Source organism: Sphingobacterium sp. Mn56C, assembly GCF_049319645.1.
Taxonomy (GTDB): Bacteria; Bacteroidota; Bacteroidia; order Sphingobacteriales; family Sphingobacteriaceae; genus Sphingobacterium.
In genome coordinates this window covers 301,840-325,820 of sequence record NZ_JBMOUC010000004.1, presented here as the reverse complement: position 1 = coordinate 325,820, position 23,981 = coordinate 301,840, and the positions used below count along the sequence as shown (strand labels likewise).

21 protein-coding genes and 1 other RNA gene are annotated in these 23,981 nt (G+C 40.7%); 11 read left to right on the top strand and 11 right to left on the bottom strand.

Annotated elements, in window-relative coordinates; all coding sequences use genetic code 11:
• Positions 1-86 precede the first annotated feature (86 nt).
• The 5 genes from thrS (at position 87) to ACL9RF_RS12720 (ending at position 4,392) form a co-directional block, all read left to right on the top strand.
• Positions 87-2,012 (top strand): threonine--tRNA ligase, encoded by a 1,926-nt coding sequence (gene thrS / locus ACL9RF_RS12740; RefSeq protein WP_422801033.1) that lies wholly within the window; start codon positions 87-89, stop codon positions 2,010-2,012.
• Positions 2,013-2,024: 12 nt separating this feature from the next.
• A complete protein-coding gene (gene infC / locus ACL9RF_RS12735) occupies positions 2,025-2,588 on the top strand; it encodes a translation initiation factor IF-3 (protein ID WP_422801015.1) in 564 nt (187 codons plus the stop codon).
• A gap of 37 nt (positions 2,589-2,625) precedes the next feature.
• A complete protein-coding gene (gene rpmI, locus ACL9RF_RS12730) occupies positions 2,626-2,826 on the top strand; it encodes a 50S ribosomal protein L35 (protein ID WP_422801014.1) in 201 nt (66 codons plus the stop codon).
• Positions 2,827-2,931: 105 nt separating this feature from the next.
• Positions 2,932-3,276, top strand: a complete 345-nt coding sequence (gene rplT, locus ACL9RF_RS12725; RefSeq protein WP_085471261.1) for a 50S ribosomal protein L20 — start codon at positions 2,932-2,934, stop codon at positions 3,274-3,276.
• Between the two features lie 252 nt (positions 3,277-3,528).
• Positions 3,529-4,392: a ZIP family metal transporter gene (locus ACL9RF_RS12720; RefSeq protein WP_422801013.1), complete on the top strand. Its 864-nt coding sequence runs from the start codon at positions 3,529-3,531 to the stop codon at positions 4,390-4,392.
• A gap of 10 nt (positions 4,393-4,402) precedes the next feature.
• Here ACL9RF_RS12720 and putP read toward each other — a convergent pair whose 3' ends face one another.
• Entirely contained in the window at positions 4,403-5,899 is a 1,497-nt protein-coding gene (gene putP / locus ACL9RF_RS12715) for a sodium/proline symporter PutP (protein ID WP_422801012.1), read from the bottom strand.
• 89 nt (positions 5,900-5,988) lie between these two features.
• Positions 5,989-8,460 carry an endopeptidase La gene (gene lon / locus ACL9RF_RS12710; protein WP_422801011.1) on the bottom strand — a complete coding sequence of 824 codons (2,472 nt, stop codon included), beginning with the start codon at positions 8,458-8,460 and terminating at the stop codon, positions 5,989-5,991.
• Positions 8,461-8,777: 317 nt separating this feature from the next.
• On the opposite strand from lon, the gene ACL9RF_RS12705 reads away from it, so the two are divergent.
• Entirely contained in the window at positions 8,778-9,446 is a 669-nt protein-coding gene (locus ACL9RF_RS12705; RefSeq protein WP_422801010.1) for a tetratricopeptide repeat protein, read from the top strand.
• 154 nt (positions 9,447-9,600) lie between these two features.
• On the opposite strand, the gene ACL9RF_RS12700 is transcribed toward ACL9RF_RS12705, so the two are convergent.
• The 6 genes from ACL9RF_RS12700 to ACL9RF_RS12675 all read right to left on the bottom strand — a co-directional run bounded on the left by ACL9RF_RS12700 (position 9,601) and on the right by ACL9RF_RS12675 (position 16,661).
• The gene (locus ACL9RF_RS12700) at positions 9,601-11,871 is read right to left on the bottom strand and encodes a multicopper oxidase domain-containing protein (protein WP_422801009.1); all 2,271 of its coding nucleotides are present in this window, start codon (positions 11,869-11,871) and stop codon (positions 9,601-9,603) included.
• Entirely contained in the window at positions 11,871-12,725 is an 855-nt protein-coding gene (locus tag ACL9RF_RS12695) for a DUF3347 domain-containing protein (RefSeq protein WP_422801008.1), read from the bottom strand. The genes ACL9RF_RS12700 and ACL9RF_RS12695 overlap by 1 nt, the downstream gene beginning before the upstream one ends.
• 101 nt (positions 12,726-12,826) lie before the next feature.
• On the bottom strand, positions 12,827-13,201 hold the full coding sequence (locus ACL9RF_RS12690) for a hypothetical protein (protein WP_422801007.1): 375 nt from the start codon (positions 13,199-13,201) through the stop codon (positions 12,827-12,829).
• A gap of 100 nt (positions 13,202-13,301) precedes the next feature.
• Positions 13,302-14,510 (bottom strand): glycosyltransferase family 4 protein, encoded by a 1,209-nt coding sequence (locus ACL9RF_RS12685; RefSeq protein WP_422801006.1) that lies wholly within the window; start codon positions 14,508-14,510, stop codon positions 13,302-13,304.
• Positions 14,479-15,486 carry a lysylphosphatidylglycerol synthase transmembrane domain-containing protein gene (locus ACL9RF_RS12680; protein WP_422801005.1) on the bottom strand — a complete coding sequence of 336 codons (1,008 nt, stop codon included), beginning with the start codon at positions 15,484-15,486 and terminating at the stop codon, positions 14,479-14,481. Before ACL9RF_RS12680 ends, ACL9RF_RS12685 begins: the two co-directional genes overlap by 32 nt.
• The gene (locus tag ACL9RF_RS12675) at positions 15,474-16,661 is read right to left on the bottom strand and encodes a glycosyltransferase family 4 protein (protein WP_422801004.1); all 1,188 of its coding nucleotides are present in this window, start codon (positions 16,659-16,661) and stop codon (positions 15,474-15,476) included. The genes ACL9RF_RS12680 and ACL9RF_RS12675 overlap by 13 nt, the downstream gene beginning before the upstream one ends.
• Before the next feature lie 202 nt (positions 16,662-16,863).
• Between ACL9RF_RS12675 and ACL9RF_RS12670 the strand changes: the two genes are divergently transcribed.
• From ACL9RF_RS12670 to ACL9RF_RS12660, 3 genes are all read left to right on the top strand, one after another.
• Positions 16,864-17,832 carry an endonuclease/exonuclease/phosphatase family protein gene (locus ACL9RF_RS12670; RefSeq protein ID WP_422801003.1) on the top strand — a complete coding sequence of 323 codons (969 nt, stop codon included), beginning with the start codon at positions 16,864-16,866 and terminating at the stop codon, positions 17,830-17,832.
• 95 nt (positions 17,833-17,927) lie between these two features.
• Positions 17,928-18,884 carry an endonuclease/exonuclease/phosphatase family protein gene (locus ACL9RF_RS12665; protein WP_422801002.1) on the top strand — a complete coding sequence of 319 codons (957 nt, stop codon included), beginning with the start codon at positions 17,928-17,930 and terminating at the stop codon, positions 18,882-18,884.
• 16 nt (positions 18,885-18,900) lie between these two features.
• Entirely contained in the window at positions 18,901-19,230 is a 330-nt protein-coding gene (locus ACL9RF_RS12660; RefSeq protein WP_422801001.1) for a HopJ type III effector protein, read from the top strand.
• Positions 19,231-19,306: 76 nt separating this feature from the next.
• Here the strand turns inward: ACL9RF_RS12660 and ACL9RF_RS12655 are convergent, their stop codons facing one another.
• Positions 19,307-19,825 carry an SRPBCC family protein gene (locus ACL9RF_RS12655; protein WP_422801000.1) on the bottom strand — a complete coding sequence of 173 codons (519 nt, stop codon included), beginning with the start codon at positions 19,823-19,825 and terminating at the stop codon, positions 19,307-19,309.
• A 287-nt stretch (positions 19,826-20,112) separates the two neighbouring features.
• Here ACL9RF_RS12655 and rnpB point away from each other — a divergent pair.
• Together rnpB and ACL9RF_RS12645 are read left to right on the top strand one after the other, a co-directional pair.
• An RNA gene (gene rnpB, locus ACL9RF_RS12650) (RNase P RNA component class A) lies at positions 20,113-20,491 on the top strand.
• Positions 20,492-20,542: 51 nt separating this feature from the next.
• A complete protein-coding gene (locus tag ACL9RF_RS12645) occupies positions 20,543-21,895 on the top strand; it encodes a sigma-54-dependent transcriptional regulator (protein WP_422800999.1) in 1,353 nt (450 codons plus the stop codon).
• A 54-nt stretch (positions 21,896-21,949) separates the two neighbouring features.
• Here ACL9RF_RS12645 and ACL9RF_RS12640 read toward each other — a convergent pair whose 3' ends face one another.
• Entirely contained in the window at positions 21,950-22,132 is a 183-nt protein-coding gene (locus ACL9RF_RS12640; protein WP_422800998.1) for a hypothetical protein, read from the bottom strand.
• 62 nt (positions 22,133-22,194) lie between these two features.
• A complete protein-coding gene (locus ACL9RF_RS12635) occupies positions 22,195-23,901 on the bottom strand; it encodes a M3 family oligoendopeptidase (RefSeq protein ID WP_422800997.1) in 1,707 nt (568 codons plus the stop codon).
• Positions 23,902-23,981: the final 80 nt, after the last annotated feature.

The window sequence follows — 23,981 nt, the reverse complement described above, 5'->3', positions numbered from 1 at the left end:
CAACTGGGGCAAAAACAACATAATTGTACATGCTGTACCCAAAGAAGCCATAAATAATAAATAAACGTATATCATATTTGTAAATGATGATTCATGTAACACTTCCTGACGGCTCTGTACGTCAGTATGAAAAGGGAACTTCTGCTATGCAGATTGCCCTGTCTATCTCTGAAGGTTTGGCACGGAATGTACTCGCTGCCGAAGTAAACGGTGAAGTATGGGACGCTTCACGTGCTATTGAAGCCGATTCTACCGTGAAATTATTAACCTGGAACGACGAAAAGGGTAAATCAACGTTTTGGCACTCTTCGGCCCACTTGTTGGCTGAAGCCTTAGAAGATTTATACCCGGGTATTAAGTTTGGTATCGGTCCTTCCATTGAAACAGGTTTTTATTACGATGTAGACTTTGGCGACCGTGTTTTCTCTTCAGAAGATTTTAAAGCTATTGAAGACAAAATGTTGCAGTTGGCAAAGCAAAAAGAAGTTTTTGAGCGTAAAGCAGTCTCAAAAGCGGAGGCTTTGGCCTATTTTGAAGCGAAAGGTGATGAGTATAAACTGGATTTGATTAAAGATCTTGAAGACGGTAAAATTACGTTCTATTCGCAAGGTAACTTTACGGATTTATGTAGAGGGCCACATATTCCAAACACGGGCTTTATTAAAGCTATTAAACTGACCAATGTTGCCGGTGCTTATTGGCGTGGTGACGAGTCTCGTAAGCAGTTAACGCGTATTTATGGGGTTACCTTCCCGAAAGCGTCTGAGCTTACAGACTACCTTAAATTTATTGAGGAAGCGAAAAAACGTGACCACCGTAAATTGGGTAAAGAATTGGAATTGTTTGCTTTTTCTGAAAAAGTGGGTATGGGCTTACCTTTATGGTTACCTAAGGGCGCCGCTTTACGTCAGAAATTAATAGATTTCTTACAGAAGGCACAGCTGAAAAATGGTTATGAGCCTGTGGTAACACCGCATATCGGTCATAAACAGTTGTATATTACCTCTGGTCACTACGAGAAATATGGTGCGGATTCGTTTCAGCCTATAAATACGCCTGTGGAGGGCGAGGAGTTCTTATTAAAACCTATGAACTGCCCGCATCACTGTGAAATATATAAAACAAAGCCGCGCTCGTATAAAGATTTACCTATTCGTTTTGCCGAATTTGGTACGGTATACCGTTATGAGCAGTCGGGTGAGTTGCACGGATTAACACGTGTACGTGGGTTTACGCAAGATGATGCCCACTTATTCTGCCGCCCGGATCAGGTGAAGGAGGAGTTTAAGAAAGTTATTGACCTGGTATTGTATGTCTTTGCGGCTTTAGGTTTCGATAGTTATACGGCACAGGTGTCGTTGCGCGACCCGGAAAACCGGACAAAATACATCGGATCGGACGAGAACTGGGCCTTAGCAGAGTCTGCTATTATGGAAGCTGCAGCGGAAAAAGGGTTGCCTACAATTGTAGAGTATGGTGAGGCTGCTTTTTATGGACCGAAGTTGGACTTTATGGTAAAGGATGCTTTAGGACGTAAGTGGCAGTTAGGAACGATACAGGTAGATTACAACTTGCCGGAGCGTTTTGAACTAGAATATACAGGCAGCGACAACCAGAAACATCGCCCGGTAATGATTCACCGCGCACCATTTGGTTCTTTGGAACGCTTTGTGGCTGTGTTGATTGAGCACTGTGGCGGACAGTTTCCGTTATGGCTTGCCCCTGAGCAATTTATTGTTTTACCTGTATCTGAAAAATACGAAGAATATGCGCAAAAACTTTTGGAATCGCTAAATAATTCCGATATTCGCGGTCTAATTGATCTTCGTGATGAGAAGGTAGGACGTAAAATCCGTGACGCCGAAGTTAAAAAGCTGCCTTACATGCTTATTGTAGGTGAAAAAGAAATGGAAAGTGGCACGATTTCTGTTCGTAAGCACGGGTCTGTAGACCTTGGTTCTATGACTGCAGATGAATTTAGAGATTTATTAATAAAAGAAATAACCGTTTAAAATTTTAGACATTTGGCATTAAAAAGACCTAGTGGTCCAAGACCACAGCAAATTAGAAAAAAAGAAGCTGAACACCGAATTAATGAGCATATCCGTGTGCCTGAGGTTCGTTTAGTAGGAGACAATGTGGAGCAGGGGGTATTCCCTACACGCAAGGCATTGGAACTTGCGGACGAGTTGGAACTTGATTTAGTGGAAATTTCGCCAAATGCTGTTCCACCGGTTTGTAAAATTATTGATTACAGTAAATTCATTTACGAGCAGAAGAAAAAGCAGAAGGAAATCAAAGCCAACGCAAAGCAAACGATTATTAAGGAGATCCGCTTCGGACCTAATACCAGTGAGCACGATTTTGATTTTAAATTAAAACATGCTATGCGTTTCTTGGAAGCTGGCGAGAAAGTACGCGCCTATGTACATTTTAAAGGGCGTGCAATCGTGTTTAAAGAAAAAGGGGAAATCCTTTTGTTACGTTTTGCTCAGGCACTTGAAGATTATGGTAAAGTTGAACTTTTCCCTAAATTAGAAGGTAAACGTATGTTCTTGACCATTGCTCCAAAAGCATCAAAGAAATAAAACGATATTCTAACAGATTGATATAAAATATAATATTATGCCAAAAGTAAAAACCAATTCCAGCGCTAAGAAACGTTTCAAAATGACTGGAACAGGTAAAATCGCAAGAAAAAGTGCTTTCAAAAGCCACATCTTGACTAAGAAAACTACAAAACAAAAACGTAACCTAACAAAAACTGCTTATGTTTCTGACGGAGACTTAGGTAACGTAAAACGTATGTTAGCTATCGGAAAATAGTAAGTTTTCGTTTTTATTTTTATTTAACAATATTTTTTAACCGGGTATCGGGTTGTAAGTTTGCTGTAATACGCAACGCCTCTTACCAAATTAAATTTTAAAATTATGCCACGTTCGGTTAACGCAGTTGCTTCGAGAAGAAGAAGAAAAAGAATCTTGAAATTAGCTAAAGGCTATTTCGGTTCACGTAGCAAAGTATATACTATTGCTAAAAATACAGTAGAAAAAGGTTTACAGTACGCTTACCGCGACCGTAAAACCAAAAAACGCGAGTTTAGAGCTTTATGGATCCAACGTATCAACGCTGGTGCACGTCAACACGGAATTTCTTATTCTCAATTGATTGGCAAATTAAACGCTAAAAACATTGGCTTAAACCGTAAAGTTTTAGCTGATTTAGCTTTAAATAACCCAGATGCTTTCAAAGCAGTTATTGATGCAGTAAAATAAATTAAGTTTTAAACCGCTATCAATTTGTTAGATATTTAAAGGAGCTGTCCTCAAAAGGGATGGCTCTTTTTTTTTCCTACCCGGACCTTGTACCACGGTGTGCTTTATAGTGGTTATGCCATACCATACTGCAGTGTAACCCTTTTTCGAGTGCCATTAGCCGCGTAAAGTTTCTGTTTTTTTCTATTGTTAGTTTAATCTAACTTTTTATTTTTGTATGTTTATCGCTTTATAGTTAAAAAATAAATATATATGATAGAATCGGTTATCCAATATTTTGAAACCATCGATCCAATTTTAGCCGCTTTATATGCCACCCTGTTTACCTGGTTCGTAACGGCATTAGGAGCAGCTTTTGTATTCGCCTTTAAGGAAATGAATGCTACCCTTATGGATGGGATGTTAGGCTTTACAGGCGGTGTCATGGTGGCGGCAAGTATATGGAGTTTATTGATTCCGGCTATTGAAATGAGCGCGGCAACCTTACAAGCAGAAGCCAATACCGGTGGTTTTTTAGACAGCTTAGGTTCTTTTGGAAAAGTATTTCCTGCGGTAATCGGGTTTTTATGCGGGGCAGGTTTTTTATTTCTCGTCGATAAGTTATTACCCCATTTGCATATCAATTTTAAGAAAGAGGAGGGGATAAAAACACCCTGGCAGAAAACTACTCTTATGATTTTTGCTATTACGTTGCACAATATTCCGGAAGGACTTGCTGTAGGCGTCTTATTTGGGGGCGTTGCTGCCGGTATTCCGGAGGCTTCAATTGCTGGTGCTGTATTGTTGGCGATGGGCATAGGGCTGCAGAATTTTCCGGAAGGCATAGCCGTGGCAATGCCGTTGCGGCGTATGGGGATGAGTCGTAAAAAAAGTTTTTTCTTTGGGCAAGCATCAGCAATTGTAGAACCTATTGCAGGGGTACTGGGGGCTATGGCAGTTACGACCTTCACCCCCATATTACCCTATGCCTTAGCCTTCGCAGCCGGAGCCATGATTTTTGTCGTTATTGAGGAAGTAATTCCCGAAGCGCAACAGCACAAAAATTCGGATACATCGACTATTGGCTTTATTATTGGTTTTTTAGTCATGATGTCTTTAGATGTAGCCCTGGGGTAAGGCTACAAGGCTATTTGTTTAACATTTCTTTTACGCTATCATATTCATCACGAACCTGTTTTGCTACGGGTTTCGTTAGTAAGGAAACCACAATAATGGTGATGAAACTAAGGAAAAATCCAGGTATAATTTCATACCATTCCTTGTAGTCGTGTGGTATGTAAACCCAAACTAAAACGGTAATGGCACCAACAATCATACCGGCCAAACCTCCAGCTGCGGTAGTACGGCGCCATAGTAACGATAATACAACCAGCGGTCCAAAGGCGGCACCAAAACCTGCCCAGGCATTCCCTACCAGATTAAGAATGGTTTCTTTGGGGCTTAATGAAAGCAACAGCGCTACTACAGCTACAATCAATACCGATAAACGGCTCACCAGGAGCAGATTTTTTGGGCTGGCTTTTTTATTTAAGAAAGCCTTATAAATATCTTCTGTCATAGCACTAGACGTTACTAACAACTGGGATGATATTGTACTCATTACCGCAGCGAGTATGGCGGAAAGTAAAAAGCCGCCGATCAGCGGATGGAAGAGCAGGCGCGCCATTAGGATGAATATGGTTTCTGCTTTCTCTTTATTGCTATCATAGCTGATCATTGTATCCGGATGAAACTGCTTCAGGTAGGCTATGCCCATTAACCCAACCATTAAGGCCCCGCCCACGGTAAGAATCATCCATCCGATACCAATACGACGTGCTTTGGTGAGGTCTTTAACCTTTTCGATGGCCATAAATCTAACCAAAATATGAGGCTGCCCGCAATATCCAAAACCCCAGGCCAAAAGCGATAGAATACTCACGGTGGTCGTACCCTTAAATAAGTCCAGGTAATCCGGGTTTTTATCCCGTATTATCGTAAACGTATTCTCGAATCCGCCTAAGCTAAATACAATAACTAAGGGTACAATAAGTAAGGCAATTACCATAATTGTTCCTTGTATAAAATCGGTTAAGCTTACAGCAAGGAAACCACCTAAGAAGGTATACAGCACCACAACAGAAGTTGTTGTGAGTAGCCCTGTCATATAACTCATTTGAAAAGCAGATTCAAATAAGCGTCCTCCAGATACCATTCCTGCAGAGGTATACAAGGTAAAAAATACAAGAATCAATATCGAAGATACAATTTTGAGGAGATGGGTTTTATCATGAAACCTATTTTCAAAAAATACGGGCAGGGTAATGGAGTTTTTAGCTACCTCCGTATACACCCGTATGCGTGGTGCAATAAGAATGTAATTGATGTAAGCACCGGTAGTAAGACCAATAGCAATCCAGCTAGCAGAAATCCCGGATAAGTACATGGCTCCCGGCAGGCCCATCAGCAGCCAGCCACTCATATCGGCTGCTCCTGCAGACAGCGCGGTAACGGCTGCCCCCATTTTTCTACCACCAATTAAAAAATCTTCGGAGTTATTATTGGATTTTCGATACGAGTAGATTCCTATGAGAATCATTAAAAGTAGGTAGAGGGCAATTGCGATTAATTCATAAATATTCATATTTAAAGTTTATTTAGTTTCTTTTAAAACAAATAAAAACGCCAACTGTTTTTACAGTTGGCGTTTTTAAAACTTTATTTAGGATTCCCTTACTTCGATTCTGTTATAAATCGGTTAACATCCTTCGCATTTTTCACCTTAGTAGTTAGCAATGCAAGTTTTACAACCTCAGCCATTTCACTTACATAATGGAAGGTCATATCCTTAATATAATCCTCTTTAATTTCTAAAATATCCTTCTCATTAGACTTACAAAGAATAATCTCTTTGATATTGGCACGTTTGGCTGCAAGAATTTTTTCTTTAATACCCCCCACAGGAAGCACCTTACCACGCAATGTAATTTCGCCGGTCATCGCCAGCTTCTCCTTAACTTTGCGTTGCGAGAATAAAGAGGCCAGGGCCGTCAGCATCGTTATCCCGGCCGAAGGGCCATCTTTAGGTGTTGCCCCTGCAGGCACATGTATATTCACATCCCAGTGGTCAAATATTCTATAGTCGATACCAAACTCCTCGGAATGCGCACGCAGATATGCTAATGCAATTACTGCCGACTCTTTCATCACATCGCCCAAGTTACCTGTAAGGCTAAGTTTGCCTTTTCCAGGGCTAAGGCTCGATTCTATAAATAAAATATCGCCTCCAACAGCCGTCCAGGCCAAACCTGTAACCACCCCCGCAACTTGGTTATTTTCGTACATATCCTTATCAAAGATAGGGGCGCCCAAAATCTCTTCCACCGTTTCGGCATTTACCTGCGCTGCATAAGGCTGCTCCATCACCAGTTTGGTGGCAATTCCGCGGACAATAGAACCTATTTTTTTCTCTAAGCCCCGTACACCAGATTCCCGTGTATATTCTTCAATCACCTTTTCGATTACCTTATTTGCTAAGGTCACATCCTTAGCCGCTAAGCCATGCATATCCCTTTGTTTCGGCAAAAGGTGTTTCTTGGCAATTTCAATCTTCTCTTCGATGGTATAACCGTTAACTTCAATTATCTCCATACGGTCTAATAATGCCGGTTGGATCGAACTTAATGAGTTTGCCGTGGCTATAAACATCACCTTTGAAAGATCATATTCCATCTCTACATAATGATCGTAGAAGTGGGTATTTTGCTCTGGATCTAATACCTCCAAAAGAGCCGATGAAGGGTCTCCCTTAAAGTCGGATCCAAGTTTATCAATTTCGTCGAGAACAAATACCGGATTCGAGGTACCTGCTTTTTTCAATGATTGAATAATACGTCCCGGCATAGCACCGATATACGTCTTACGGTGACCACGGATTTCTGCTTCATCACGAACACCACCCAATGCCATACGGGTGTATTTACGACCTAATGCTTTGGCAATAGACTTGCCTAGCGAAGTTTTACCTACCCCTGGAGGGCCTACCAAACAAAGTATAGGTGCTTTCATATCGTTTTTAAGTTTTAGCACAGCTAAATACTCAATAATACGTTTTTTCACCTTATCAAGGCCATAGTGGTCCTTATCTAAAACTTTTACGGCGCGGTTTAGATCAAATTTATCTTTTGTAAACTCGCCCCAAGGGAGGTCGAGTAAGAGCTCTAAATAATTTAACTGCACCGAGTAGTCTGCAGCAGCAGGATTTATACGTGCCAGTTTTTCGATTTCCTTATCGAAGTGTTTTCTCACCTCGTCGGGCCATTTTTTCGTTTTTGCTCTTTTCTTTAAATCCTCTATTTCCAAATCAGGCGTGTTACCCCCCAATTCCTCCTGAATAGTTTTCAACTGCTGGTTCAGGTAGTAATCGCGCTGCTGCTTATCCAAATCTACACGCACTTTATTCTGGATCTTGTTTTTAAGCTCCAACATTTGAATTTCTGTGGTAAGATGCTCCAATAGTAGCTTCGCTCTTTTTACAAAGTCCTTCATTTCCAGGAGCTCCTGTTTGGCAGAAAGCTCTAACGAAAGATTGGATGATATAAAGTTTATTAAGAAAGTAGGGCTTTCAATATTTTTTATAGCGATGCCAGCCTCGGAAGGAAGGTTTGGCGATAGCTGAATAATCTGTAATGCCAATTCCTTAATGGAAGAAATCAGGGCTTTGAATTCCTTATTATTTGTTTTCGGCTTCTCCTCCGAAAAGCGCTCGACCTTAGCCTTAATATACGGCTCCGACTGCACCAGTTCGGTAAGTTTAAAGCGCTGCTTACCTTGAATAATGACTGTAGTATTGCCATCCGGCATTTGTAATATCTTAATGATATTGGCCACCGTACCCACCTTGTTTAATGTATCAAAGTCCGGGTCTTCAATAGACATATCATTTTGAGCTACCACGCCGATGGTACGCTCGCCTTTATAGGCTTCTTTAACGAGTTTTATAGATTTGTCTCTGCCAACCGTAATAGGAATTACTACGCCTGGAAAAAGAACCGTATTGCGTAAAGGAAGAATAGCTAAAATCTCAGGGATATCCTCGTTTCGCATCTCGTCTTCATCTTGCTGGCTCAACAGAGGAAAAAACTCTGTGTCTTCACTAATGATAGGAATAGCATTGTTGAAGTCGAATGTGTCAAATTTGCTCATATATTATATTTGTTTAAAATCCGACATATTGTCAGACTTTAGGTACTATTTTTTCGTTATAGATTGTGACTGCTTATAGTGCAACACAAATGCCAATTGGAATAATTGGTACTATTTATGTATATTAAAGATGAAGTCTGCTATTTAGTCATAAAAGTTTTGCTTTTTTGACAGCGTTGTATCTACTAGTACAACAAAGAATTAGTAAAGAAGTTGTATAATTGTATAAATGTTTATATTTTTTTGTAAAGATACTACGGTATTATTTACATTTTTAGGTTAGTATATACAGTATAGGATAAATTTAATTAAACGATATGAATTTTAAAATTGCAAATAATCGCTTGAAAGCATTAAAGTTAGGAGCATCTGCATTAGCCTTGTCATTGATGTTTATGACAGCACAAGCACAGGAGCAGGAGCATAGCAACCCTAATGTTCGTTTAGGACAAAAAGCATTGTTGGAAGGAGACTTTAAAGGTGCTATCACACACTTGCAAAAAGCCTTGCCGGCAGAAGCAAATGATTCTAATGTATTGTACTTATTAGGGTATTCACAATTCCAAACGGGCGCCTACAAAGATGCGGCGGCAACTTTTGGAAAAATTGTTACTTTAGATGCGAAAAATGCAAATGCTTTATACTACAAAGCTAAATCTAATAATGCTGTAGTAAATGCGAAAGACAGTAAACTTTCTACGGCCCAGAAAGAACAATTGTTACTGGATGCTATCGGAGATTATTCCAAAGCAATTGCTATTACCGCCAATGATGCGAAGCTTTATCAAAATAGAGGTGTTGCCTACCGCGATTTAGGCATATTAAAAGGTACTGCAGGTGTAGGAAACTACAGTAAAGTGGTGGCGACAGATTTATACAATAAAGCAATTGTAGATTTTGAAAAAGTCCTTACTTACGATGCTAAGCGTACAGATATTCAAACAGAGCTTAAAAAAGCTAAAGTGTATAGAGATAACTTAAAGTAATATCTAAAATACAAGCGTATTCCATAAAAAATGCCGTTCTCCAATGGAGAACGGCGTTTTTTATGGCTTTATTGGCGAGGCCTAAATGATATAGCTTCAAAAAACTGCCGCCCCAATAGGCAAAACCATACGGGCACCTATTTTAAGCCATCTATCAGTAATTTAAAGACAAGCCAGCACCAAAGCCCATATCGCTATCATAATGCGTGCGAATGCCAATATTACGGGTAAGGATATAACGTAAGTCCAGCATATACTCCATATCCGTATTCAGCATAAAACCGCCGCGTAACCTACGCGATAAAGGGATATCTTCACGTAATAAAGATAAGCGAACAATGCCGTCGTGGTATACCTCCGCCTGGAAGTTTACCAGCATAGGTAAAGTATATAACAACCCTAAGCTTAAAGCCCCACGATTATCTTTTTTGTTCTGCTGTCCGAAAATATTTTTTTCATGCGGATCGATACCCTGTAAACGGTAGCGCCAGTCGAACCCAATAAAAGGCATTAACCATTGCATCCTACCGATATACCTGCCGACATGCGTTTCCACCTCATAACCATGCACATCGTTATACCCCAGGCGCCATTCTGTACCCACACTCCATCGTGTATTTTGCAGCCTAGCCTGTCCGTCGTTGCCATTTGTAGCAAAATCATTTTTTATACTAAAATGCGGCATATTACTCTCCATCTGCAACATTTTATACGCCATTTTTTTGTCGTGAAGCAAGGGGTTATGATAATTACCGACCTCAAAAACGCGGTTCATACCCGCCATCATATGATACAAAATATGGCAATGGAAAAACCAATCGCCTTCGCGGTTAGCCTCAAACTCGATAACATCGGTCTCCATAGGCATCAGATCGACGACATTTTTTAAGGGCGCATAGGCTCCATGATCATTTAAAAGGCGAAAATCAAAACCATGCAAGTGAATAGGGTGGCGCATCATAGAGTTATTATACAAGGTAATCCGTAGCACCTCACCCTTTTTTACGGGAATTTTATCCGATTCTGAAAGCACTTTATTGTCCATACTCCACACATAACGGCTCATATTGCCGGTGAGCTCAAAACGTAATTCGCGTACTGGAGCGTTGGTTTTTAGGGTCGTTTTCTGGGGTGCTTTCAGCATAGTATAATTTAATGTGGTTAAGGCAGCCGTTTCCATATGGTGCATATGGTCCATATGGTCCATGCCCTGCATAGCCGCCCCCCCCATACCGTGCTGATCAGATTGCTTCCCTTTTCCCAATATTTCCGGATACATTACCGCATTCATATCCATCTTCTGTAAGCTCATCTGCATACCCATATCGTTCATCTCGCCGTTTATCTTCATCATCCCATTCATCATTTTCATACCTTCAAAATACAAAAGTTTAGGAAGGGGCTCCTGAAGTTGACGAATCCCTTGTCCGATAAATAAAGATGCCGATCCGTTACGGTCTTCGGCTGTTGCAAGTAGCTCAAAGGATGTATTTACCGCCGGAATTTGCACAACAATATCATAAGTTTCCGAAACACCAACAATAAGGCGGTCTACCTGTACAGGTTCTACATCATTACCATCGTTTGCAACCACCGTAATCTTTCCGCCCGCATAATTTAGCCAAAAATAAGAGGATGCACCCGCGTTAGCAATACGCAGGCGAACCTTGTCGCCTGCTTTAAACTGTGTTAGCTGATGCTGGTTTCTCCCATTGATTAAAAACTTCTCATAATACACATCGCTAACATCCATAGCCTCCATACGTTTCCACTCGTTGGTAAGCTTTGTTTTAAGATGTCCCCTCTTTATAGCCTCGGCATAGCTCTGAACGGTATTTTTTTTTATCGCAAACCAATCGTCGCCATTCGCCAGCATGCGCTGTACATTTTCGGGTTTAAGATTTGTCCACTCACTCAGCGTTAAGGAAACCGAAGGAAGATCATCTATACCTTTACGAAAACTAGGGTCATCGTTACGTTTAAGAAAAACCATAGACCCATACATGCCAAGCTGTTCCTGCATACCCGAATGACTATGGTACCAATAGGTGCCATTTTGTACAATTGGGAAGGTATACGTATGCGTAGTACCCGGTGCTATAGGCATTTGTGTTAAGTATGGAACACCATCCTCTTTATTAGGCAACCATACCCCATGCCAATGCAAGGAACTATTTTCCTTCAGGCCATTATGAACCACAATGACGGCAGTATCCCCTTCAGTAAAAGTTAAGGTAGGCATAGGAATTTGCCCATTTACAGCAATCGCTCTTTTGGTCTTGCCAGCATAGTTTACCAGGCTGTCCTTAAGATACAAATCATAGCGCACCTGTTTTTGCGCTTGCGCAGTAGAAAACACGGTAAGGAAAAAACAAATGGAGAGGCTAATTTTTATAATAAAGTCCCTAAATGTTATATTTCTCATCACTTAAGGGTTTGCTCTGTAGATCCACACGACAGCATTTTTGCCCCATAGTACGGGTTTTTTATAGCACTATCCTTACTCAACCAAGTTGCACCCTTGCCATCATTATACATAGGGCATTTTTGGTAGTAAAGGGTCGCCGACAGTTTACTGTCCTTTACCAAAGAAAATAAAAGCGGAGAAAGGCGCGCAAAAGCTTTACGTTGCTCCTCGATATTTTTTGCTGAGGCTATATTTTTCGTTTCCTTTTTAATATCGGACATAATTTTCATCCATATTTGATGCTCCGAATTGGTTAATTTCTCCATTTTAATATTATCCAGCGCTGCAGCTAATGCTTTTGCTTGCGCCGTAACTTGTGCAGTATGGCTACTTACCAAAGCATCTTTTAGCTGCAGATACCAGTCTATGCTAGCCTGCAGGTCACTGCTATTTTCCAGCGCTTCAGGCTGGTTATGCTGATGATTATGCGGTGCTCCCTCAAGTTTATTTTCATCAACTACAGGTTCAGCAGTTAAAGTTCTGTCGTATTGGCAACAGCCGTGCAGGCTGTTATAAGTTGCTGTAGGTGCTAAATACTTCTCATTATCGTATCCTGCTAATGCAATACGCTTCAAGACCGCATCGATATCGGTTTTTGTAGAGTCATATACAATGACAGCCTCATGGCCGTCAGCCTTCCACGATACTTTAGCTTCATTCTTTAAAGTACCCGCATTTTCAATATTCTTTTGGCACATTCCGCAATTACCATCTACAAAGGCAGAAATTGTTTTTTGATTTTTTATTTGGGCAAATGATAGGGTAGAGCCTAATAGCATAACCACCGCCATCATAATTTTTGATGTAATCATGTATATAATATTTATAATTTAAATACGTAAAATAAAATAACAGGTAAAACCCTACAGGGCTTCACTGTAACAACATAAGAAATGTAAATCTTGTTTTTATTTTAACCTAATTTTGGCGGTTGCCAAATGGAGTGGAAGCCCGCAAGCGGATAAGCATCGCTATAAATCGGCCAAACAGTCGCTACGGGTATCGTAATTTGTTGCCCTAACGCCAAGGCTTGTGGAGCGATATTAAACTTGTTAAAAGCGAAGCACGACATATTTTTGCAGTTGCTGTTACAATCGTTATTCTTCGTTTTATGATGCACCGTTTTTGCAAGATCCATTTTTTCGCAGCAGGATACTGCGGATGTTTTGGCGCCTGCACAACAAGTTTCATGCGCATATTGCTGCAGGGGTGGGAACGCAAAACTTTGGCTTACTATTAGCATAATACCTAACAGCATAATACACCATATTTGCGCTCTTTTTTTCATTTAGCTTTTAACATTAAACCCAACAAATTTACTATTTTTTTAATTTCATTAGCAAGTGTTTGCACGATTTTTTACAAGCCTAGGTCAAGCTCCGTAAGCATTACCGCATACCGTTCTGCCCTGTATCGCCTGCGTTGCACTGTAAAAGACTTTCAAATAAATGCATGTATTCGCTCGCCATACGCTCCCAGCTATAATGCTGTTGGCTATACTGTTGAAATTTTTTAGCTTGCTTTTTATAAAATCTTGGACGATCTAAAACCGATTGCAGTTTTGCGGCCCAACATGCACTATCGCATGCGGGCAGGAGAATACCATTTTTCTGATGATGTATCGCATTGGTAATACCCTCCAAATCCGAAGCTACCACCAAAGAGCCTGCCAGCGAGGCTTCGAGGCATACCAGGCCAAAACCCTCCATGTCGCCGTTTACAGGAATATTGGGCATTAAAAAAGCACTTGCCTGTTGTAGCACTATTTTCAGATCTTTTAAGGGTAGCTTGCCGAGATGGCGCACCCGGTCACCATACTGCGGCAGCAGCTTACGTAATGCCGCCTGATCGGTAGGGTATCCCAGAAATAAGGTAAGATAATGCTGTATTTTTCCAGGGAGTACAGATAAAATTCGATCAAAAAGGGTTGTTTTCCAGTTAAATGGACCAACCATAATAACCTGGAAGTTGCCTTGAAGTTTGGGCAGCACTTCCTTTAGAAACCAGGAAAAACCTTTGCGTTTCACGGGGCGACCGAGCATAACAAAATATGGCTTTACCTTTGCTGCCCTAGGAATATTAACCGCAAAATCGGCCTCCTTAGATTCGGCTGTACCAGCGTCGACACCATTATTAATCACCACGATTTTATCCGCGTGAATACCACGAAGAATGGCTGCATCCGCTGTTGCCCGACTTACAGCAATTATTTTATCATAACCGTTTAAGCGGGGAATAATTTTTTTTTGAAAATAGGGAAGAGGAAAGGTGATATCTAATCCATGTAAGGTTAATACACGCTTTAGGTGAGTATAGGATTTTTGATAACTAGCCACTGCTGCAATAAGTCCATCGTTGAAATGGATAAGTCTAATATTGGGGTTTTCTTTTATTATTTTTTTTATCCTTTTGTTTAAGGATAGAAAAAAACGAACACGCGAATATTGCTGTTCGTAGAGCAGTGTATGCACCTTTGTAAAGCGCGCAGTACCCTGTATTAACGCAAAGCTTTGTTGCTCCATGCCACCTGTTGCAGGTGGGTACTTATGGCTTACATAAAGTATTTCAAGCTTCGGCTGTGCTATTTCTGACTTCATTTTTAAAAAAACATAAAAATACAACGCCCATAAAAATCCATATTAATTGCCGGGTTCTGCGCAAGATGGAAACCGTAATCCATATATTTCCGCCGCTGATACCAATCATAGCTAGGGTAATCTTATTAGCCATTTCTTCTACCCCAAGCTGGCCGGGGATAAATGCAGCACAACTTTTAATACCAATTATACTCATATCCAGCGCCAGGCCCTGTATCAGGTGCGCCTTAAAACCTAAGAAATACAAAATAAAATATAACTCCAGGCTACCAGCAACCCAATGTAGAGCTGCAACAAGGTACGACTGCCAGAATCGCTTTTTGTCGTACTGGTAAAAGCTTTTTAACTGTACCAAGTGTTTACCCACGCTGTTTTTTATTTTGGTATACCAGTTTAAGGCAGTGGAATGTTGATAAGGCATCTTGGCCGGACTGCCTAGCCACTGTAACAACAAAACATGGAGCAGCAATAGAATTAGGACGACCAGGTAAATAAAGGGGCCGGTAATAGCGAGGGTCTGCTGCCTATGGCCGGATAGCATAAGCCAACAGATGGCTACCATAAATAGAAAAACCTGGGATAGGATGGCTGTGGTGCGCGATGATAAAACCGACTGGCTGGCTGTACCGCTATCGATATGGTGGTTTTTCAAAAGCTGCGCTTTAACCATATCGCCACCCACGATGCTACTGGGGTTAAATAAGCCAACTGTTTCTCCAATAAGTCGAATTACAAAAAGTCGATACATGCTTATTTTTAGTGCCTCCTTGCCTAAACAGATACGCCAGGACCAGGTGCCCAATAGATAAGCAAAACCCGTTGTAACTAGTATAAACCCAAAATTTGCACCCACCTGCATCAGTTCTTTTTGCACAGACTTAAAATCGGTGTTGGCGATAAATATCCCTAGCGGAATGGCAACACTTATAACAAGTGCGAATCGGATAATTTTCCGTCCTATTCCTAGTTTGCCCATGCGAATACTGTATCGGTATCGGTAAAGGTATGGCTCTGCGTAAGGCTATCCACCTCATCAAAATACCGGTTCGCCAAAGAAGTCCAGTCTAGGCGTTTTACATACGATAAACCCTGCTCAATAATGCGGGCACGTAAGGCAGGCTCGTTACGCAGCTTTTTAAGGTAATAAACATAGTCTGTAGCCTGTGTCGGATGGCATTTGAAGCCCGTTAGTTCGTGGCAGATAAGGGAGGCAGACCCACCGCCATTGGCAATAACACAAGGAAGACCCGAGGCCATGGCTTCGATGACAACATTACCGTAAGTTTCGGAGGTAGATGTAAAAACAAAAGCATCTGCTGAGGCATACACCTGCGAAAGTTCGGTGTGTGCTAGTTTACCTAAAAAATAAGCCTCTGGCATCGCTAACATCGCTGTATTTTTTGCAGCCCCATCGCCTACAATGATAAGATTAAAGGGTAGTTTTTCTTTTTTTATAAGGTTATAGATTGCGATTAAGGTATCTATGTTTTTCTCCCATACCAGCCGACTAGCAAAGAGAATATTGGTTTTATTGTTTTTTGTTATCTGCTGCAGGTATGCAGGGTTTCTTTTTGTCGGGTTAAAGGTATTGCCATCAATACCGCGCTGCCATAGCGTCAACTTTTCCGGCGCTATACCCAATTCCTTAAGTTCCTCCATAATCGAAGATGTAGGCACATAAATTAAATCACAGCGGTTGTAGAAGCTGTTCATGGCCTTTTTCATTATCTTTTCAGTAGGCTTCACCAAAGCACTTATATTTCTTAAATAATATTTTATGTACGAGATAAAGTGGGTATGGTATATCGTAAGTACAGGGATATCTCTTTTTTTTGCATAGTTTAAGGCATAAAATCCCAGTAAGGATGGCGTAGCAATATGAACCATATCAGGCATAAATTCGTCTAAGGCCTGCTCCAATTTTTGTTTTATCAGCTGCGGTATAGCCATGCTATAGTCGTCATTGATCGGTATATTTAAAGTTGGCACCTTCAACGAAAGGAAGTTTTTAAATGTCTGCGGCCCGTTACCGTAAATAAAAAAGTAATTGTATTGTTGGGGGTCTATTCTATTAATTAACTGAAACATGGTTCGCGCGGCACCATCAAAATCGTCAATTAACATTTCCGTAAAAAAGGCAACTTTCTTCATATGGAATATCCATTTTTAGTAAATGTAGGGCTACAGTATAAACCAAAGGTTAGGGGGCTGTTAAGTGTTTATAAACCACAGGTAAACAGACTGTTATTTATTTATATAACATCCTTTTTTTTATTACTTATTCTTAATACCCGTATAAGATTGAAGTAAAATATGCCTCCTAAATTCGTGTAGTCTAATGCATATATAAGATATGATACTCGAATTACCGTATGTAAAGAATCGGAGAAAATGGAATCCTGGAGCTTTATTTATTGTCCTTATAGCATCGCTTACAGGTTTAGGCTTTATACGTAGTACAAAAATAAAGCGTATCTCCCCAGTTTTTCAGCAGAGCTATGGTATGCCTTTAGCCTATACCGGCGAGCTCCATATTCTTACCTATAATATTGCCGGCCTACCCGAGATTATCTCAAGCGCAAAAACAAAACGTGATTCCAGTATTCAGCATATCGGAAGAAAGCTTAATGCTTTCGATATTGTCAATGTGCAGGAGGATTTCCATTACAATGCCTTTTTATACAAAGAGAATGCCCATCCTTACCGCAGCCCTAGTACAGGTACGGTACCTTTTGGGGATGGCTTGAGCACCCTATCTAAATATCCGATTGTAAAATTTGAACGTGTAGCATGGCAGGCTTGTAATGGCGCCGATTGCCTTACGCCAAAGGGGTTTACGATGGCAAGAATACAACTTGCGGAGGCCGTTTTTGTGGATGTTTACAATGTGCATGCTACGGCGCAGGATGATCGTAATGCGACGAAGGCACGGCAGAAAAATCTAAAACAACTGATAAAATACATTCGTAAATATTCTAGCGGTCATGCTTTATTGCTTCTGGGAGATTTTAATGCCCATTATCAAAATAGTAACGATAATATTTTAGATTTTCAACAGCAGCTTAGGCTGCATGATAGTTGGATAGAGCTACAGCAAACGGGGGTGTTTCCCGATAAGCAGGATGATTTTGTTGCGCTAGATGCTTTAGCCGTTACCGACATGACAGAGAGCATTGATAAAATATTTTATCGAAGTACAACAGAGCTGCGGTTTGTGCCTGTAGCGTATAAAATTGAAAACCAACTTTTTACTACCCCGTCCGGAGAGCCGTTGTCTGATCACTGTGCCGTTTCTTTGCGTTTAACCTGGCAACGCTTCTAAATTTGTTTTTTATACGTAAGACCAGTGTAAAAAAAAATGCTTAACAAGTAGAAGTTGTTTTCCGATTGTTACTTTTATATCGAAAAGGAAAGAAGATGATTTACCTGGTTTTTATTGTTGGGCTAGTTGTTATTTACATCCTGGTTTATGGACGGTATAAAAAAACATTAATTAGCGTTTTTTTTGATCCTGTGGAGCTGGATTCCAAGGTTCAGGGAGAATTACGGGTGGTGACCTATAATATTGCAGGTCTACCACAAATTATTTCCAGTGCACGAACCCCGCGGAAGGATAGTATACATTGTATAGGTAAGAAGCTCAATACCTTCGATATTGTGAATGTACAGGAAGATTTTAATTATAATAGTGATCTTTTTGCCGGTAATGTACTGCCGTACCGTACGCTACATAAAGGAAAAGTGCCCCTTGGTGATGGTTTAAATACGCTGTCGTCGCTACCGATAATAGAATATCATCGCATACCCTGGCAGCACTGTAGTGGCTCGGACTGCCTTACGCCGAAGGGGTTCAGTTACGCCAAGATACTCCTCGCAGATCAGGTTAGTATCGATGTGTACAATGTGCATGCAAATTCCAACGATAGCGAAAAAGCAGCTTTAGCACGGCGTAATAATTTATTGCAGCTGGCGCAGTATATTCATGATCATTCTGCCGATCGCCCCTTACTGGTGATGGGCGATTTTAATGCCCATTATGCCTTTAAGTTGGATAATCTGCCTATCTTTTTAAAGAAAACAAATCTTGTAGATGCTTGGGTTTCATTTTGCCGCAACAATAGTTTTCCGGCGGTAAACCCCAATTTTGTAGCGCAGGATATGTTGACATTGACCCGTGAAGAGGAGAGTTTGGATAAGATTTTATTTCGCAATTCAGCGGAAGTTTCTTTTTATCCAACCTACTATCAAGTAGATAAAGATATTTTTGTTAATGCAGCAGAGGAACCACTCTCTGATCACTTGGCAGTAATTATGTCTTTCAAGTGGGAATACAAGGAAGAAAATCATAATCCTAGTAATAGCAGTTCCATCTAATGCTTATATTTGTTGTATGACATTAGCAGAATTATTAATCGATATTAAAGCGCAACGCGCCCAATTTAAAGATGTTTTAGCCTTTGTGGAGCAACATTATACCTATACCGCATCCGCGTTTCAAAACGGAGCACAACATAATGGCGCGCATGAAAACCAGGGTAGTGCTAAGGTATTATACCTGGCCCAATTAAATAAATTGAACGCTGCTGAAACCTTATATCTTTTTGCAGAGCATTATGAGGCCGTATTGGCCAATCCTACGGGTACAGATCACCAAAATATTCGTCAATTTCAGCAGCATGGGTGGGATGGCGTTTCTTTTGACACGGTTGTTTTACGGTAAGCCTCAAGCTGCAGGTTTTAACTTCCGAAAAACACAGGCATACATAAAGTCTGTGTTTTTCGTTTGCAGGCGATTTTTATTTTTCTAATATGGTTTTTAGCCGTTCAAGGCTGGCCGAAAAATCCTTATTCATATCGTAGAATTGAGGGATAATATTAAATGGAAAGGGCAATTTACCATCAATTTCCCAGGCTACTAAAGAGGCATCTGCGGTCAAGGAATCTACCTGTATAAAAGCTATATTGGGATGTTGTAAGCCTTGTAGGTAGATAACCATAGATACCCTTTTACCCTGTTCAATGTCGGTAATAATCTGCTTACCCGTCCCGATTTTATTACTTCTCCAGCTATAACTAGACCCTATGGCTCCGTCTTTACCTGCAAATTCTTTTTTTAAATTAGGATCTTTTCTGGACCAATTGTCGTAATTACCCTGAAGTTTAAGTTGTTTGATATAGTCGAAAACTTCTGGTGATGGCTTATCAATTACAATGGCACTGCCTGCATGAAATGTTTTTGGCAGCCAGGCCGCCGCAATTAAGGCTATTGCGGCGGCTGTTAGGATAAGAAATGCTATACATTTAATGATATTCATAATTCAATAGGTTTTGAAATTTTGTGTATATAATAGTTTTTAAAGCTTGTATTTAAAGGCTGTAAAACACGGCGATATAGTTTAGGCCCACTGCGGTTTGCCCTCCTAAGCCTGTGTTGATATCCAATTGCGGTACGCTGTAAGCGGCTATTTACCTCAACGCGACGCCTATCCCTGTCTATCTGCCTGTATGCGGCATAAACAAATTAGTGGGTTCAGCGATTTTTGCCTATATATAATTGAAGGATTGTAGTTGAAAAACCACGAAATAGTGTACTTTTGTACCGAAGCAAACCGGTTCTATCGCTGTTTTGTGTTTAGCAAGAGAGAGGAAAGTCCGGGCAACATAGAGCAACACGCTTCCTAACGGGAAGGATGCCGCAAGGTAGACAGAAAGTGCCACAGAGAATATACCGCCTTAAGTTTACTTGAGGTAAGGGTGAAAACGTGAGGTAAGAGCTCACGGTATTGTATGGCGACATACATTACGGTAAACCTCGTGTGTTGAAAAACCAAATAGGTTGCAGGATTTAAGGGCTGCTCGTCCTTTTCCTTTATGGAGCCTGCAACGGGTAGGTTGCTTGAGCCTGTGCGCGAGTGCAGGCCTAGATAAATGATAGAAACCCCATAGGGGTACAGAACCCGGCTTACAAGGTTTGCTTCTTTTTGTTTTTCCTTTTCTTTTTATTATTTTGCTCTACAACTTAAATACAGTCTATGGCTACAATTTTAATTATTGACGATGAGCGTCCGATACGAACCTCCTTGCGTGATATCTTAGAGTATGAAGATTATAAGGTGTTGGATATCGACAACGGACAAGAGGGGTTAGCGTTATTGAAAAAAGAGAAGATAGATCTTGTTCTCTGCGATATAAAGATGAATAAAATGGATGGAATGGAGGTGCTTAGCTTAGCTAAAGAATCTTCGGAGACGCCATTTATCATGATATCTGGCCATGGAACAATTGAAACTGCCGTAGAAGCGGCACGTAAAGGGGCTTATGATTTCTTAGAAAAACCTTTAGATCTAAACCGCCTCCTTATTACCGTTCGCAATGCCCTGGAAAAAGGGTCGTTGGTGAAGGAAACTAAAGTTCTGAAGCGTAAGGTTTCTAAGGTGAAAGAGATATTGGGAAACTCCCAAGGGATAAGTAACATCAAGGAGAGTATTGAAAAGGTGGCACCAACGGATGCTCGGGTATTAATTACCGGAGAGAATGGTGCGGGCAAGGAAATGGTGGCGCGATGGTTACACGAGTTATCGCAACGTGCTGCGGCTCCGCTAGTTGAAGTAAACTGTGCTGCAATTCCTGCGGAGCTTATTGAATCGGAGTTGTTTGGTCATGAAAAAGGAGCCTTTACATCGGCCGTAAAACAGCGTATAGGAAAGTTTGAACAGGCCAATGGGGGTACCTTATTTTTGGATGAGATTGGCGATATGAGCCTGTCGGCACAAGCAAAGGTGCTGCGGGCATTGCAAGAGAATAAAATTACCCGCGTTGGTGGCGAAAAGGAAATATCCGTTAACGTACGTGTGGTGGCTGCGACAAATAAGGATTTGTTAAAAGAAATTGATGAAGGCCGTTTTCGGATGGACTTATATCACCGCTTAAGTGTTATTTTGATCCACGTACCTTCCTTAGCCGAGCGTAGAGATGATGTGCCACTATTGGCAACGGCGTTTTGCGAGGAGATCTGTGCAGACTATAATATTCCTACAAAAGAAATTACGAAGGATGCCTTTTTGGCTTTACAAGCGCTTCCTTGGACGGGAAATATTCGGGAGTTACGGAATATGGTGGAGCGTTTAATTATTTTAAGTGATAAAAAAATAACCGAAAAGGAGGTAAATGCTTTTGCCAACCCAGCCTTATCGACCAGCAATAACCTTACTGGCGCAACATCGATGATAGATTTGGATATGGTAGACTCCTTAGCCGATTTTAAGACTTTTGCTATAGCGAAATTCTTGAAACATAAGTTGAATAAAAATCATGGAGATACCGCGAGAACGGCAGCTTTGGTAGGCCTTTCTGAAATGGAGCTTAAAGCTATAATAGGCTTATAATATTCTAAAAATATAAAGTTATAACGATTAAAAAAAGGGGCTAAGCCCCTTTTTTTAATCGTTATATTTACGTTTCTGTTTATTGTACAGCATAAATATTGCAATAATAACTACTAAAGCACCAATAACAATATAGGCTGTTGGAGAGCCATGTTCAGCTTCGTAACCTTCCTGTGTTTGCGCCCATCCTAATTGAGATAATAACATTAAGAATAGCGCAGTTTGCCATTTTCTCATAATAAGTAAAGTATATAAGTTAATGAGGAAATATAAGGTTTTATTATGAAAAAAGCAAATTTTTATACTTCTTTTAACTGTTGTTGTAAAAATCCAATTAAGGCATCTATATTTCGTTTACTAAAATCAAAATTTACCCCAGCGACGCGGTAAATTTCTGGAATAGTTTGGGTATAACCCAATTTCAGTGCAGCTAAGTAGTTGGTTAATCCTAGCGGTTTATTTTGCAAGTAATTTTTCCATACAGCAATAGCCCCCAACTGTGCAAAACCATATTCAATATAATAAAAAGGTACTTCAAAGATATGAAGCTGTTTATGCCATAAATACGTTTCTGCCTCCTCGAGTGACGTCCAGTCTGCGAAGCCATGACCAAACTCCCTAAAGATCGTCAACCAGGCGGCGTTACGTTCGGCTAGGGTATGTCCAGGATTTGTATATAGCCAATGTTGAAATTTATCTACCGTAGCGACCCAAGGCAGCGTAGAAATAGCATCTTCCAGTTGTTCCTGTTTGGCTCTTTTTAAATCCTCCGGATTCGGGAAAAAGAGGTGCCACTGATCCATAGAAATTAACTCCATAGACATGGATGCCAGCTCTGCAACTTCGCTCGGCAGGCTTTTAAACTCCGTAAGTGCTAAATCTGCCGATATAAAGGTATGTATGGCGTGGCCACCCTCATGGACCATGGTTGTTAAATCGCGTAGTGTTCCCGCAGCATTCATAAAGATAAATGGTGCCCCAGTTTCGGCCAACGGGTAATTATAACCACCCGGCGCTTTACCCTTTTTACTCTCCACGTCAAAAAGCCCATTTTCACGCATTGTAGCAATGCATTTACCCATGTAAGGATGTAAATTACCAAAAGCCTCTTCGGTTTTTGAAATCAGCTCAGCACCATCAGCAAAAGGTTTTAAAGGAGCTTTATTGTCCGGATCTACGGCCATATCCCAGGGACGTAATGTCGACACCTTTAATTTATCCTTACGTATTTGGGCAAAATTTTGAAGTACAGGCACTACATTTTCCGCCACAGCATCATGAAATTGCAAGCAATCATCAACGCTGTAATCAAAGCGACCCATAGCAGCAAACATATAATCTCTAAAGTTATTAAACCCTGCATTTAAGGCAACCTGATGGCGCAATGATAATAGTTCGTTGAAGAGTTCGTTTAAGGCATCTTTATGCGTTAATCTGACGGCATTAATTTTGCGCCAAACCTGCTCTCTACGATCCCTATCCGGCTCTTGCAATAATGCCGCAGCCTGCTGTAGGGTATATTCTTTACCGTCGATTTCAACCATAAGTGCTCCCACAATGGTTTGATAGTTTTGCTGCTTAAGTTGTATTTCAGTAAATAGAGGGATATTCTCTTCGCGGAATATTTCCAATGCTTTTTTTACTTTTCTGAAATAAATCGGGTATCCCTCTTTCTGCAATTCCGCAATAAAGGGTGAAGCCACAAGTTTTTGATCCAAAGCATTGTTGATAGGCGCGATTTTAGGTTCTATTTCGGTGGCAAAGTATTGAAAATCTGCACCCAAAGCCTCATCGCTGGTATCGCAGGTCATACGAATATAACGCCATGCATAATCTTCCTGTAATACGGCTTCCAATTCCGAGCGGTCTACCAACCATTTTTCCAACGCTTGCACATCGTTGATTTCTCGATTTAAGAGATTTTGAAATATCGGTTCAATCTGTTCCCAAGTAATATCTAAGTCTTCTGAGATAAATGAACGGGGTTTTGCTAATGTTTTAATCATACAATTTTCAATTGCTTCAGCGCAATTTAATCATTTGTTGGTTAAGTTAAGGTAAAAAAGCACTTCCCAGGCTAGGGAAG